This window comes from Nocardia sp. NPDC006044 (assembly GCF_042871115.1).
GTDB lineage: Bacteria > Actinomycetota > Actinomycetes > Mycobacteriales > Mycobacteriaceae > Nocardia.
On record NZ_JBIAID010000001.1, the window covers coordinates 103,640 to 117,440 of the forward strand.

Sequence of the window (13,801 nt, forward strand, 5' to 3'; positions counted from 1 at the left end):
AGTTGTCGCACAAAGTCAAGAACGTGTAGTCGATCGGACCCAGACTGGGACCATGAGCGAGACCGTAGCCACCGAACACCTCGATGTCGTGATCGTCGGCGCCGGACTGTCCGGCATCGGCGCCGCCTACCGGTTGCAGACCGAATGCCGCGGCAAGACCTACGCGGTGCTCGAGGCGCGCGCCGCGATGGGCGGCACCTGGGATCTGTTCCGCTATCCCGGCATCCGCTCGGACTCGGACATGTTCACCCTCGGCTATCCGTTCAAGCCGTGGCGCGAGGCCAAGTCGATCGCCGACGGGCCCTCGATTCGGCGGTATATCAACGAGACCGCCGAAGAGTTCGGCATCGATCGGCACATCCGCTATCAGACCAAGGTGGTCGCCGCCGACTGGTCGAGCGAAACCGCCAGGTGGACACTGACTCTCGAAGAGCGCGACGCGGTGGGTGTCGTGGCGCGGCGCGAGCTGACCTGTGGCTTCCTCTACGCGTGCGCGGGCTACTACGACTACGACCGCGGTTACACGCCCGAATTCCCCGGTCTCGCTTCGTTTTCCGGCCAGGTGGTGCATCCACAGTTCTGGCCCGAAGACCTCGACTACACCGGCAAGCGCGTCGTCGTGATCGGCAGCGGCGCCACCGCGGTCACCCTGGTGCCGTCCATGGCGGGGCAGGCCGAGCTGGTGACCATGTTGCAGCGCACACCGACCTGGATCAGCGCGGTCCCGGGCCGGGACAAGTACGCCGACCGGATCCGCGAGCTGCTGCCGCCGAAACTGGCGCACCGGGTGATCCGCACCAAGAACATCCTGTTCTCGATCGGCTTCTATCAGTACTGCCGGCGCCGGCCCGCCGCCGCGCGCAAACTGCTCACCGCCCTGACCACGCGAATCCTCAAGGACGAGAAGGCGGTTGCCGAACACTTCACGCCCACCTACAACCCGTGGGACCAGCGTCTGTGCGCGGTCCCCGACGCCGACTTCTTCCGGGCGATCAAGAAGGGCAAGGCCGAGGTCGTCACCGACCACATCGATAGCTTTGTCCCGGAAGGCATTCGGCTGAAGTCCGGCCGAATTCTGCGGGCGGACATCGTGGTCACCGCCACCGGCTTGCAGATGCTGCCCTTCGGCGGCATCACCCCGCGCGTCGACGGCGCCCCGGTCACCCTCTCCGACCAGTTCATCTGGCAGGGCGCGATGCTCACCGGACTGCCCAACTTCGCCGTCTGCGTCGGCTACACCAACGCCTCCTGGACCCTGCGCGCCGACCTCAGCTCCCGGCTGGTCTGCAAGATCATCAACCACATGGACCGCCGCGGTTACGCCGCCGTCGTACCCGAGCCCGACGGCAAGCTCGACCAGCAACCGCTGCTCGACCTCGCCGCCGGCTACATCCAGCGCTCGATCGCCGACTTCCCGCACCAGGGCGATCGCCACCCCTGGAAGGTCCGGCAGAACTACCTGCTCGACTCCGCCACGACCCTGCGCACCGACCTGAACAAAACCCTCGCCGCCACCCCGAAATCGGCCGTCCGCGAACCGGTCCTGGCGCTGCGCTGACCATCGAACGGGACATCACCCACGGCCTCGCCCGCGTGTCGCCACGGTGATGTCCCGTTCATCGAGGTGATCTTCTCGATAGGGTCGAGTGGACGGGTCAGGTTTCCGACGTGAGGAGTTCTGCAATGTCCGATTGGAACGCGAGCATCATCGAGGAATTCCGAAACAACGCAGGCAAGGTGGGCGGCCCCTTCGAGGGGCACGATCTGCTCCTGCTCACCACCACCGGGGCCAAATCCGGCCTCCCGCGGACCAGCCCGGTCGCCTTCATCCGTGATCAGGGCCGCGTCATCATCATCGCCTCCAAGGCCGGCGCCCCCACCAGCCCCGACTGGTACCACAACCTGCGCGCCAACCCGCAGGTCTCCGTCGAAATCGGCACCGAAACCCATAGGGCCACCGCCACCCCGATCACCGAAGGCCCGGAGCGCGACCGCCTCTACGCCGCCATGGTCGAGGTCATGCCCGGCTTCGCCGAATACGAGCAAAAGACCGACCGGGTAATCCCCGTCGTAGCCCTCAACCTCGAGAGCTGACCGATCCGGTCGGGCTAGGGTCGGGAGCATGCGATACGCGATCTCGATTCCGCAGCATGTTGCCGATGGGGAATTTCGGCCGGAGGAGTTGCGGGAGTATCTGGATCGGGCCGAGGAGCTCGGGTTCGAGAGTGCGTGGATGACCGAGCAGGTGCTGGGGGCGGCGCCTAGTTCGAGTCCGCTGGAGACGTTGGCGTTCGCGGCGGCCTGCAATGAGCGGATGCGGCTGGGGTGCGCGGTGTTCGTGACGCCGCTGCACAATCCGGTGCATCTGGCGAAGCGGATCGCGACGGTGGATCAGTTGAGCCGGGGGCGGCTCGAGGTCGGCGTCGGGATCGGCGGGCGGGGCCGGATGTTCTCGGCCTTCGATGTCGATCCCGAAGACAACCTGGTGCGCCGCTTCAACGAGGGGCTACAGGTGATGAAGGCGCTGTGGACCGAGTCGGCGGTCGATCTCGACGGCGAGTTCTGGCAGCTGGCCGAGGCCGCGATGGAGCCCAAGCCGTTCCAGAAACCGTACCCGCCCTTGTGGTTCGGCGGCAGCAAGCCCGCGGCGCTGCGGCGAGCGGTCCGGCACGGGGACGGGTTCTTCGGCGCCGGATCCTCGACCACGGCTCAGTTCGCCGAGCAGGTCCCGATCGTGCGGGCGGCGCTCGCCGAAACAGGCCGGGATACAAAGGATTTCCGCATTGCCAAACGCGTCTACATCGCCGTGGACGACGACGTGGACCGCGCAGAGCAACGAATGTCCGAGGCACTGATCGCCCAGTACGGCGACTACGGCAAGAAGCTGCTGCCGGTAGCCGTCTGCGGATCGCCGCAGACCTGCGTCGAAGGACTGCGCGAGGTCGCCGCGGCCGGCGCCGAAATGATCCTGATCAACCCGCTTTTCGACTCGAAAGCCCAGATGGAACGCATCACCGCAGAGGTACTGCCGCACGTCGGCTGACCTCGGGCGGCAAGCCGAACCCGAAGCGCCCGTGTGGGTCCGGCACAGTGATCCGCATGCGTATCGCGGTGTATCTGGCCCACCCTCGGCCCGACAGTTTCAACAGAGCCCTCTTCGACGCGGTGGTCGATGAGTTGCGCGGGCAGGCGGTCGAGGTCGTGCCGCACGATCTCTACGCGGAAGGTTTCGATCCGTCGCTGGCCGCGGCCGAGACCGAAACCGTCGGCGGCACACAGACGGACAGTGTGCAGGTTCGCGGTTACCAGAACGAACTCGCCGAACTCGACGCGCTGATCTTCGTCCATCCGAACTGGTGGGGCATGCCGCCGGCCATCCTGACCGGTTGGGTACAGCGGGTACTCACCTCGGCCGTCGCCTACAAGCTGACCGAGGCGTCCGGTGCGCCGACCGGCCTGCTGCGGGCAAAGCGTGCCCTGGTCCTGAACACCTCCGACACCACCGAGGACCGTGAGCGGGACGTCTTCGGTGATCCGCTACAGCAGATCTGGGCCGCCTGCGTGCTGCCCTATATCGGCATAGAAGACGTGCGCCGCAGAGTATTCCGCACGGTGACCGACTCGACCGACCGGCAACGCGCCGCCTGGCTCGCCGAAGCTCGCGCGATGGCCGCGGCCCTCGCCGCAGACTGCTAGGGCGATCGGCGCAGCACTACGCTCCGCCGGCGTCCGAGCGACATCGACCCCGACCGTGAGCACATGCTCACGTGTCCTGATTGTTATCTCGAACAACAAATTGGTCGCTTGAACAGGTTGTGCTGTGGGTCACAGTCGAATATGTTGCAGCGAACAACATTCGCTCGACCTCGACCGCCCGGGCCCGCCCGGGGCGGTGGTTCCACGAAAGGCCCCCTCATGCGTAAGGGCATTCTCGGCGTCGCGGCCGTTTCGGTCGCCGTGCTGACCTCCTTGACTTTGACTGCTTGTGGTGACGACTCGAAGAGCTCGGGAGGCGGCGGCGCCAAGATCGGGGTGATCCTGCCGGACAGCAAGACCTCGGCCCGCTGGGAAACCGCGGACCGCAAGTACCTGCAGCAGGCGTTCGACGCGGCCGGCGTCAAGGCCGACATCCAGAACGCGCAGGGCGACAAGACCGCCTTCCAGACCATCGCCGACCAGATGATGACCAACGGTGCCTCGGTGCTGCTGATGACGAACCTGGACAGCGGCACCGGCAAGGCCGTGATCCAGAAGGCCAAGTCGCAGGGCGTCACGGTCATCGACTACGACCGGCTCACCCTCGGCGGCGGCGCCCAGTTCTACGTGTCCTTCGACAACGTGAAGGTCGGCAGCCTGCTCGGCGAGGGCGTGGCGAAGTGCCTGACCGACAAGAACGCGAACAAGCCGGTCGTCGCCTACCTGAACGGCGGTCCGACCGACAACAACGCCACACTGCTGAAGACCGGCTACGACGGCGTGCTGAAGCCGAAGTTCGACGCGGGCCAGTTCGTCAAGGGCCCGGACCAAGCGGTGCCGGAATGGGATAACACCCAGGCGGGCACCATCTTCGAGCAGATGCTCACCGGCACCCCGAACATCGGCGGCGTGGTCGCCGCCAACGACGGCCTGGCCAACGCCGCGATCGCGGTGCTGAAGAAGCAGAAGCTCAACGGCCAGGTGCCGGTGAGCGGCCAGGACGCCACGGTGCAGGGCTTGCAGAACGTGCTCAAGGGCGACCAGTGCCTGACCGTCTACAAGGCGATCAAGAAGGAAGCCGAGGCGGCGGCCGAACTGGCCATCGGCCTGACCAAGGGACAGCCGGGCAAGGCGAACGGCACGGTGAAGGATCCCGAGGCCAAGGCCGACGTGCCGTCGGTGCTGCTGGAACCCAAGCCGATCTACGCGCAGCAGGTGAAAGACGTTGTCGCGGACGGCTACGTGACCAAGGCCGAGCTGTGCACCGGCGAAATCGCGAAACTCTGCGCGGACAACGGCATCTGATCGCACCAGCCCCTTCCGCCGTTTCGATGAGGGGACGGCGGAGGGGGCTCCCTTCTCAGGAGCAGCACCATGAGTGAAGCGCCCGTAGTCGAATTACGCGGCCTGGAAAAGAGTTTCGGGGCGGTTCACGTCCTGCACGACGTCGCCTTCAGTGCCTACTCGGGCGAGGTGACCGCGTTGGTCGGCGACAACGGCGCCGGAAAGTCCACGCTGGTCAAATGCATCGGCGGCACCCATCCGATCGACGCGGGCGAATTCCTGTTCGAGGGCAAGCCCGTTCAGGTGCACAGCCCGCGCGACGCGGCCGCGCTCGGCATCGAGATCGTGTATCAGGACCTCGCGCTCTGCGACAACCTCGACATCGTGCAGAACATGTTCCTCGGCCGCGAACGCAAGAACGGCATCGTGCTCGACGAGTACGCGATGGAGGAACTCGCCGGAAAGACGTTGGCCAGCTTGTCCGTTCGCACCGTCAAGAGCGTCCGCCAGCAGGTGTCGAGCCTGTCCGGCGGCCAGCGGCAGACGGTCGCGATCGCCAAGGCCGTGCTGTGGAACAGCAAGGTGGTGATCCTCGACGAGCCGACCGCCGCGCTCGGCGTGCAGCAGACCCAGCAGGTGCTCGAACTGGTGCGCCGCCTGGCCGATCGAGGTCTCGCGGTGGTGCTGATCTCGCACAACATGAACGACGTCTTCGCGGTCTCGGATCGGATCGCGGCGCTGTACCTGGGGCGGATGGCCGCCCAGGTCCGGACCTCCGATGTGACCCACGGTCAGGTGGTCGAATTGATTACGGCAGGCCGCAGCGGCGCACTGGGTCTGGACGCGAATGGAGTCAAGGGATGAGCGAGCGCACAACAGACACGGCCGCGTCGGCGGTTATGCCGGGCCCGAGCGCCAGTGAGGCACAGGCATGAGCGCCGTTATCGACGAGAAGCCCACTACCGCACCGGTTTCGGAGTTGGTGAACACCTACGTCGGCCGGGTGCGCAGCGGTGATATGGGCGCACTGCCGTCCGTGCTCGCCCTGATCATCCTGTCCTGCGTGTTCTGGGCCGCGCGCCCGGTTTTCATGTCCGAGGCCAATTTCGCCAACCTGTTCACCCAGGGCGCGGCGATCGCGGTGATCGCGATGGGCCTGATCTTCGTGCTGCTGCTCGGCGAGATCGACCTGTCCGCGGGATTCACCAGCGGCGTCTGCGCGGCGGTGCTCGCGGTCCTGCTCACCGACCGCGGCTGGCCCTGGTATGTGGCGGTGCTGGCGTCGCTGCTCACCGGTGTGGTGATCGGGCTGACCATCGGCGCCATCGTGGTGAAGATCGGCATCCCGTCGTTCGTGGTGACGCTCGCGGCTTTCCTTGCGCTGCAAGGGGTCGCGCTGAAGATCATGGACAACGGCCGCAACATCTCCATCCGCGACGACACCATCCTCGCCATCGCGAACAAGAACGTCCCGCCGCTGCTCGGCTGGCTGATGTATCTCGTGCTCATCGCCGGCTTCGCGTTCCTGCAATACCGGAAACTGCGGGCCCGCAACAAACTCGGGCTCACCGGCGAGACCGCGCCGGTGATCGTGGCGCGGATCGTCGCGGTCGCGGTGGTGCTGGGCATCGCGGTGCTGGTGCTCAACGGTGAACGCAGCCGCAACCCGGAACTGCACTCGCTCAAGGGCATGCCGATCGTGGTGCCGCTGATCGCGGTGCTGTTGCTGCTGTGGACCTTCGTGCTCAACCGCACGTCGTTCGGCAGGCACATCTACGCGGTCGGCGGCAACGCCGAGGCCGCCAGGCGGGCGGGCATCACCGTGGATCGGGTGAAAATCCTTGCCTTCGTGCTGTGTTCGACGATGGCCGCGGTCGGCGGTCTGGTCGCGGCCTCCCGGGCCAATTCCGTCGACCCCAATACCGGCGGCAGCAGCGTGCTGCTGCTCGCGGTCGGCGCGGCGGTCATCGGCGGCACCAGCTTGTTCGGCGGGCGCGGCCGCATGCTGGACGCGGTCCTCGGCGCGGCGGTGGTCGCGGTGATCGACAACGGAATGGGCCTGATGGGCTACAGCGCGGGCACGAAGTTCGTTGTGACAGGATTCGTGCTGCTCTTGGCGGCCGGCGTAGATGCCCTGTCGCGCAAGCGCACAGTACGAGGCAGTTGATCGCTCAGAAATCGGTCTATGCGGAGGAGGCCATCGTGACGACTGATTTCGCAGGTACATGGGTAACTCGTCGGGTACGCCCAAGACCGAGGTGCTCGTTGACCGCCGGTCCGGTCGTGAACTCTCGAGGCACTCACGACCGGCAGAAGGCGCGGGGAGGCGAGTGAGGGCAGCGCCGGCTCCTGAGGAGATCCGAAAGAGCAACCTGGCTGTGTTGCTCCGGCACGTCCATCGCGACGGACCGGTCTCGCGGGCCACGCTCGCGGAGCGAATGGGGCTGAACCGCAGCACCATTCTGGCCTTGACCGCCGACCTCGCCGCGGCCGGTCTGATCCGCGAAGAACTTCCGGGCCAGACCGGCAAGGCGGGCCGGCCCTCGCTGGTGGTGCGGCCGGAATCGGAGCGGGTCTACGTCATCGCGCTGGACGTCGGCGCGGACCGGCTCGCCGCGGCCCGCGTCGGTTTGGGCGGATCGGTGCTCGATCAGGTCGAGACCGCCAGGCCGCGTGGCACTTTCGACCCGGACGATGTGATCGCCACGCTGGCCGGGATGGCCCGCGAGATGATCGGCAAGGCCGCGCGCGACGCCCTGTGCGTCGGCGTGGGCGTGGCGTTCTGCGGGATGGTGCGCGAGGAGGACGGCGTTGTCCGCTACGGCCCGAACATCGGCTGGGTCGATGTGCCGTTCGGTGCCGGGCTGACCCGCGAACTCGACCTCGGCCTGCGCGTCGTGGTCGGTAACAACGCCAACCTCGGCGCGCTCGCCGAGCGCGAACGCGGCGTCGGCGCAGGCCTGTCCGACCTGATCTACCTGCACGGCGACGTCGGCATCGGCGCGGGCATCATCATGGGTGGCCGGCTGCTCGGCGGCGAGGGCGGGTATGCGGGCGAGGTCGGCCACATGATCGTCAACCGGAACGGCCGCCCCTGCGCGTGCGGCTCGCACGGCTGTCTCGAGGTCGAGGCCGGCGAGCTCGGCCTGATCGCCGCGGCCGGACGCGACGACCCGGCGGGCCGGGCCGCGGTCGAGGCGATCGTGGAGGCGGCCGCCCGCGGTGATTCGACCGCCAGGGACGCGCTGCATCAGGTGGGGGACTGGCTCGGCTACGGCGTCGCCAACCTGGTCAATATCTTCAACCCGTCGATGGTCGTCTTCGGCGGCGTGCTGCGCGAGATCTATCTCGCCTCGGCCGCCCAGGTGCGCAGCCGGGTGGCGGTCGACGCGCTGCTCGCGGTCCGCGAACGGGTGCGGCTGCGCACCTCGGCCCTGGGTGGGGATGCCACCTTGGTGGGCGCGGCGGAGCTCGCGTTCACCGATGTGCTGACCGATCCGGTGCAGACGCTGGCCAGGATCTCCGCCGAGCGCGCCTGAAACCGGGTGTGGGCCAACCACGGTCGGGCGCGAGCTTCCCGCTGCTCACCAAAGCCGACTACTATGCGCAGACCACCATTCGGGTGATCGAGCACACGATGCGTGAGCGACAAAAGGGGTTTCGATGGATAGGCCGGCGTGGGCGCCCGAAGGCGTGGATATGCAACAGGCGAGCCCGGCACGGATGTACGACGCGCTGCTCGGCGGCTCGCATAACTTCGACATCGACCGCAACGCCGCGGAAATGGCCAAGCAGCTGGTGCCGGATCTGCCCAGGTTGGCGCTGAGCAACCGCGCATTCCTGCGTCGGGCGGTGCGTTTCCTGGCCGATTCCGGAATTCGCCAATTCCTCGATATCGGGTCGGGGATCCCGACAGCGGGAAATGTGCATGAAATTCTGCACACCATCGACCCCGACATCCGGGTGCTCTACGCGGACATCGATCCGGTGGCGGTCGCGCATTCGCGCGCCATTCTGCGAGGCAACAGCCGGGCCGCCGCGATCGAGGCGGATCTGCGCAAGCCCGCCGAATTGCTCGATCGGGCGGGTGAGACCGGCTTGATCGATTTCGACCAACCGGTCGGTCTCTTGCTGATCGCCGTGCTGCACCTGCTCTCCGACGACGACGAGCCGGTCAAGAAGGTGGCCGACCTGCGAGCCGCGGTCGAACCGGGCAGCTACGTCGCCATCTCGCACCTGACCTCGGAGATGCGGCCCGAGGACGCGGGCAAGCTCGGTGCGCACGCGACCGACAAGAGTCGAGTTGGTATCCATTTTCGCAATCGGGACGGCATCGTCGCTATGTTCGATGGATGGGACCTGATCGAGCCCGGCGTGGTCGAGCTGCCGGTCTGGCGCCCGGAGTCCGAGCGGGATCTGCACGAGGCGCCGGGCCGTTCGCTCGGTCTGGCCGGCGTCGGTCGAAAGGTCTGAAGCGCGAACACGAACCAGCAGGGGGTCCCTGAGTGGGGTCGCACGAGCTAGCGATGCGGTGGGCCGAGGCGCTCGACGGCGCGGTGGCCCCCACCCTCACGCGGACCCAGATCGAGTCGATGCTCGCCGGGCTCGGCGCGGCACTCGAGGCGGTGGTGCTCGGCACCGCCGAGCTCAGCGTCGCCCGCGAGGCCGCGTCGGTGCTGGTCGCGGCGAACTATCGGGACGCGGTGGCGGTCAGCCGGTCGGTGGTGGTGATCTGTCACGACCTGGTGGCCGATGTCTGCCCCGACCGCGCGGGCCCGGACTACGAGCGGATCCGGGATCGCGCGGTGATCGCCGCCGCCGAGTTCGCGGCCGGGTTCACCGCGGCGCTGCGGTCGGCGGCGTTGGCCGAGCAGGAAGCCACGCTGGTGGCGACGCTGGCCGCGGCACACGACGCCGAGGCCAAGCGGCAGCTGTCCGAGGCCAGGTTCGCCGCCGTCTTCGCGGGCGCCTCGGTCGGCATCGGCACCATCGATGTCACCGGGCGGGTCCTCGACGCGAACCTTGCCATGGCCGAAATGCTCGGTCTGTCAGTGGAAGTCATGCCCGGCCAGACCGTGGACGCACTGCTCGGCCCGGCGAACATCGGGTACGCCTTCGCCGAGTTGCAACGGCTGCTGACCGGGGCCTCCGACCGGTTCCGGCTGGAGACCGATCATCTGCGTCCGGACGGCACCGTCACCACGATCGACCTGTCCATGTCGGCGGTGCGGGACAGCGCCGGGCAGGTGCGGTTCCTGATCGGGGTGGCGGTCGACATCACCGAGCGCAAACAGCTGGCCGACCGGCTCTGGCACGACGCCAACCACGACAGCCTCACCGGATTGCCCAACCGCACACTCTTTTTCGATCGCCTGGCGAACGCCAGCCCGCCGATCGGCGTGTGTTACCTCGATCTCGACGGGTTCAAGGAGATCAATGACGTGTGGGGGCACACGGTGGGGGACAAGGTGCTTCGCGTGGTCGGCGAGCGACTACGCGCGGCCGTCGGACCGGTCGACGGCCTGGTCGCGCGATTGGGCGGCGACGAATTCATCGTCTTGATCGAAAAGTGCACGGGGGCAGAGAAATTGGCCGAAGTTTCCGGCTGGCTGTCGCAGGCGCTGGTCGAGGCGATGGAGGTGGAGGGCCATCTGGTGACCGTCGCCGCCAGCATCGGCACCGTCTTCCTCGACGATGTGCCCACGGCACCGGATCAGCTCATGCACGCGGCCGATACCGCCATGTACCGCAACAAGGCCGCGCAGAGCATGCGCGAGTCGCGGTTGCGGCAGCGGCAATCCTCAGCGGGCGCCGAGCGCGCGGAGTAGGTGATCGGCCAGCCGGTCGAGATAGTCGGGCTCGGCCTCGGCATGGCGGACGCTCAGACGCCAGAACAGCGGTCCCGCAAGCAGATCCAGCGCCATTTCGACGTCGGTGTCGGCGGGCAGCTCGCCGCGCTCGACGGCGCGCTGCAGCAGCCGCATCCCCAGTGCCCGCCGCGGTTGCCCGATTGTGGTCCGAACCGCCTGCGCCAGAACGGGGTTGCGGCCTGCCTCGGCGGTGAGGTCGGGCAGGATCGCCGCCATTCTCGGATGGGTGAGCCAGGTGTGCAGCAGTTCCAGGGCGGCCATGAGGTCGGTGCGCAGGGCGCCGGTGTCGGCGAATTCGGCCAGCTCCACGCTGAATTCGCCGAGTACCGCGACCACCATGTCCTGCTTGGACGGCCAGCGCCGGTAGAGGGCGCTCTTGCCCACCCCCGCACGTTTGGCCACCGCCTCCATCGACACCCTGGCGTAGCCGTTCGTCGCGAGTTCCTCCATCACCGCCGCGGTGACGGCGGCGGTGATCTGCGGCTGCAGGACGGCGGCACCGGTGGGGGCGCGTCGGGGCTTCTCGGACATAGTCGCAGTATACGGAATGGACGATACGGTACCGTCCCGACTATATTAGGACGGGACGGTACCGTATCGTCCAAATGAATGGGAGGGCTCATGCCGCAATCGGCACGCACCCCGGCCGAGGTCGTCGCGGAGGCGTTACGGCTGCTCCTGGCCAAGGACATGGCCGGATTCGCGGGACTCTGGGCGGAACGGGGCAGCATAGAATTCCCGTTCGCGCCGGCCGGATACCCGGCGGAGGTGATCGGGCGCGCGGCGATCGCGGAATACTTGCGCGACTATCCCGAGCAGCTCGACATCCGGGCGATCGATGCGCCGATCGTGCACGTCACGGGCGACCCCGAGATCGTCATCGCCGAGTTCGCCGCGGACGGCGTCGCCGTGCGGACCGGGCGGCCGTATCGGATGCGCTATATCGCGGTGATCACCGTGCGCGCGGGCGAGATCGTGCACTACCGCGACTACTGGAATCCGCTCGCCGCCGCCGAAGCACTCGGTGGCGCAGGCGAACTCGCGTCCTTCGGTGCCACGGAGGGTGAATCGCCGAGTGAGCCGACCATCCTGGTCACCGGTGGCACCGGGACCACCGGTAGCAGGGTTGCCGCCGGACTGGTCGCCGAGGGCGCCGAAGTGCGGATCGCCAGCCGGAACCCGCAGGGCGACAATCATATTCGATTCGACTGGCACGATCCCGAGACGTACGGGCCCGCGCTGGACGGAGTACAGGCCATCTACCTGGTTCCGCCGATCGGCTCGACCGATCCGGCGCCGATTGTGGAACCCTTTCTGGCTCAGGCGGTTCGGGCCGGCGTGCGGCGCGTGGTACTGCTCGGCTCCTCGGCGGTCGCCGGCGAGGAGCCGGGGCTGGGACAGCTGTACGGGGCGGTGCGCGAGGCGGTGCCGGAGTGGGCGGTGCTGCGCCCGTCCTGGTTCATGCAGAACTTCGTCGGCGGGCATCCGGTGGCGGCGGGGATCCGCGCCACGGGGGAGATCGTGACCGCGACCGGTGACGGCCGGGTGGCCTTCGTCGACGCGGAGGACATCGCCGCCGTCGCGGTGCGTGCGCTGCTGGATCCGGTGCCGCACAACACCGAGCACGTGATCACCGGACCGGAGGCGTTGAGCTACGCGCAGGCCGCGGTCATCATCGCCGAGGAGACCGGACGGGTGGTGCGGCACGAGTCGATCGGGGTCGCCGAATTCACCGAGCTGATCCGCGAATCCGGCGTGCCCGCCGACTACGCGGCGTTCCTCGCGGGACTCGACGACGATATCCGGCGCGGCGCGGAAGACCGCGTCACGTCCGTCGTGGCGGACGTAACCGGGCACGAGGCGGGATCGTTCCGGGCGTTCATCGCGCGCAACTGGACCGAGCTGGCGGTGGACATGGCGGCGGAAGTCGTTGTGCTGCCGGGTGGTTCAGTGTACTGACCGCTGAGTCGGCCGAGTCGAGGCCAGTGCCGCCCGCACCGACATCCTCGGCGACGATCAGCGAACCCCTGCGTGGTGCCCACCGCCGCAGCCGCAAGGCCCGCCGTCGTCTGCGATCACGACCGGTGGAATCGCTACCGGACCATAGGCGAGAGCACCCCGCCGTACCCGCTGCCGTGAAGTTGTCGGTGCCGGGTGGCACGGTAACCGGATGACTGAAAATGTTTGGCCGGTAGTCGAACTCAGGCAGTACACGCTGCGTCCAGGGACCCGTGATGTGCTGATCGAGTTGTTCGAGCGAGAGTTGATCGAGACGCAGGAAGCCGTCGGCATGCGCATCGTGGCGCAGTTCCGCGACGAGGATGACCCGGATCGTTTCGTCTGGGTCCGGGCCTTCCCCGATATGGATGCCCGCGGGGCCGCATTGACCGCCTTCTATGTGGACGGAGCGGCGTGGCGGGCGCATGCCCCGGCGGCGCGAGCGACCATGGTCGACACCGACAATGCACTGCTGCTCCAGCCCGCCTCGGCCGCTTCCGGGTTCGTGCTGCCTGATGCGCGTCCCGGCGTGCGCGCGACCGACCTCCCGGAATCGCGTGCATTGGCAACGATCTACTACCTGGATTCACCGAGGGAGGAGTTCATCGAATTCTTCGACAACCGCGTTCGCCCGGTTCTGGCGGCGACCGGTGCGCCGCCCATCGCTTGCTATGTCACCGACCCCACACCGAATACCTTTGCGGCACTACCGGTTCGCCGGGCCTCGGTGTTTGTCTGGTTCGCACTGTTCGACAACGCAGCCCGGCGCGCCGAGCATTTCGATCAGTTGGACGCCTCGCAGGTTTGGGGCACCGAGGTACGACACGAGTTGGCGAAGCGGATATCCGGTCCGATCGAGCGACTCCGCTTGGCTCCGACGGCGCGGTCCCTGCTGCGCTGATCCGGCATCGAGCCGCGTCCCTGTCGACACGCCCAGCGTGATTGTGCAATCG

At 67.6% G+C, this 13,801-nt stretch carries 14 protein-coding genes; 13 read left to right on the plus strand and 1 reads right to left on the minus strand.

The window, feature by feature from the left end; all coding sequences use genetic code 11:
- The first annotated feature begins 52 nt into the window (after positions 1-52).
- The 10 genes from ACFYO1_RS00555 (at position 53) to ACFYO1_RS00600 (ending at position 10,808) form a co-directional block, all read left to right on the plus strand.
- Positions 53-1,558 carry a flavin-containing monooxygenase gene (locus tag ACFYO1_RS00555; RefSeq protein WP_387225728.1) on the plus strand — a complete coding sequence of 502 codons (1,506 nt, stop codon included), beginning with the start codon at positions 53-55 and terminating at the stop codon, positions 1,556-1,558.
- A gap of 125 nt (positions 1,559-1,683) precedes the next feature.
- A complete protein-coding gene (locus ACFYO1_RS00560) occupies positions 1,684-2,094 on the plus strand; it encodes a nitroreductase family deazaflavin-dependent oxidoreductase (RefSeq protein ID WP_387225730.1) in 411 nt (136 codons plus the stop codon).
- 28 nt (positions 2,095-2,122) lie between these two features.
- Positions 2,123-3,043 (plus strand): LLM class flavin-dependent oxidoreductase, encoded by a 921-nt coding sequence (locus ACFYO1_RS00565; RefSeq protein WP_387225732.1) that lies wholly within the window; start codon positions 2,123-2,125, stop codon positions 3,041-3,043.
- Positions 3,044-3,099: 56 nt separating this feature from the next.
- Entirely contained in the window at positions 3,100-3,696 is a 597-nt protein-coding gene (locus ACFYO1_RS00570; RefSeq protein WP_387225734.1) for an NAD(P)H-dependent oxidoreductase, read from the plus strand.
- Between the two features lie 219 nt (positions 3,697-3,915).
- Positions 3,916-5,001 carry a sugar ABC transporter substrate-binding protein gene (locus ACFYO1_RS00575; protein WP_387225736.1) on the plus strand — a complete coding sequence of 362 codons (1,086 nt, stop codon included), beginning with the start codon at positions 3,916-3,918 and terminating at the stop codon, positions 4,999-5,001.
- A 69-nt stretch (positions 5,002-5,070) separates the two neighbouring features.
- Entirely contained in the window at positions 5,071-5,844 is a 774-nt protein-coding gene (locus tag ACFYO1_RS00580) for an ATP-binding cassette domain-containing protein (protein ID WP_387225738.1), read from the plus strand.
- Between the two features lie 67 nt (positions 5,845-5,911).
- On the plus strand, positions 5,912-7,147 hold the full coding sequence (locus tag ACFYO1_RS00585; protein ID WP_387225740.1) for a sugar ABC transporter permease: 1,236 nt from the start codon (positions 5,912-5,914) through the stop codon (positions 7,145-7,147).
- Between the two features lie 163 nt (positions 7,148-7,310).
- The gene (locus ACFYO1_RS00590; RefSeq protein WP_387225742.1) at positions 7,311-8,519 is read left to right on the plus strand and encodes an ROK family protein; all 1,209 of its coding nucleotides are present in this window, start codon (positions 7,311-7,313) and stop codon (positions 8,517-8,519) included.
- Positions 8,520-8,643: 124 nt separating this feature from the next.
- Positions 8,644-9,453: an SAM-dependent methyltransferase gene (locus tag ACFYO1_RS00595; protein ID WP_387225744.1), complete on the plus strand. Its 810-nt coding sequence runs from the start codon at positions 8,644-8,646 to the stop codon at positions 9,451-9,453.
- A gap of 53 nt (positions 9,454-9,506) precedes the next feature.
- Positions 9,507-10,808, plus strand: a complete 1,302-nt coding sequence (locus ACFYO1_RS00600) for a diguanylate cyclase domain-containing protein (RefSeq protein ID WP_387225746.1) — start codon at positions 9,507-9,509, stop codon at positions 10,806-10,808.
- Here the strand turns inward: ACFYO1_RS00600 and ACFYO1_RS00605 are convergent.
- A complete protein-coding gene (locus tag ACFYO1_RS00605) occupies positions 10,782-11,381 on the minus strand; it encodes a TetR/AcrR family transcriptional regulator (RefSeq protein WP_387225749.1) in 600 nt (199 codons plus the stop codon). The two genes, ACFYO1_RS00600 and ACFYO1_RS00605, sit on opposite strands and share 27 nt — an antisense overlap.
- A 90-nt stretch (positions 11,382-11,471) precedes the next feature.
- Between ACFYO1_RS00605 and ACFYO1_RS00610 the strand changes: the two genes are divergently transcribed.
- Genes ACFYO1_RS00610 through ACFYO1_RS00620 form a run of 3 tightly spaced genes read left to right on the plus strand, consistent with a single transcriptional unit; the run spans position 11,472 to position 13,749 of the window.
- Complete coding sequence (locus ACFYO1_RS00610; protein ID WP_387225751.1) at positions 11,472-12,809, plus strand: nuclear transport factor 2 family protein; 1,338 nt, start codon at positions 11,472-11,474, stop codon at positions 12,807-12,809.
- A 3-nt stretch (positions 12,810-12,812) separates the two neighbouring features.
- On the plus strand, positions 12,813-12,989 hold the full coding sequence (locus ACFYO1_RS00615) for a DUF4873 domain-containing protein (protein ID WP_387231626.1): 177 nt from the start codon (positions 12,813-12,815) through the stop codon (positions 12,987-12,989).
- Between the two features lie 31 nt (positions 12,990-13,020).
- Positions 13,021-13,749, plus strand: a complete 729-nt coding sequence (locus ACFYO1_RS00620; RefSeq protein ID WP_387225753.1) for an NIPSNAP family protein — start codon at positions 13,021-13,023, stop codon at positions 13,747-13,749.
- The last annotated feature ends 52 nt before the right edge of the window (positions 13,750-13,801 follow it).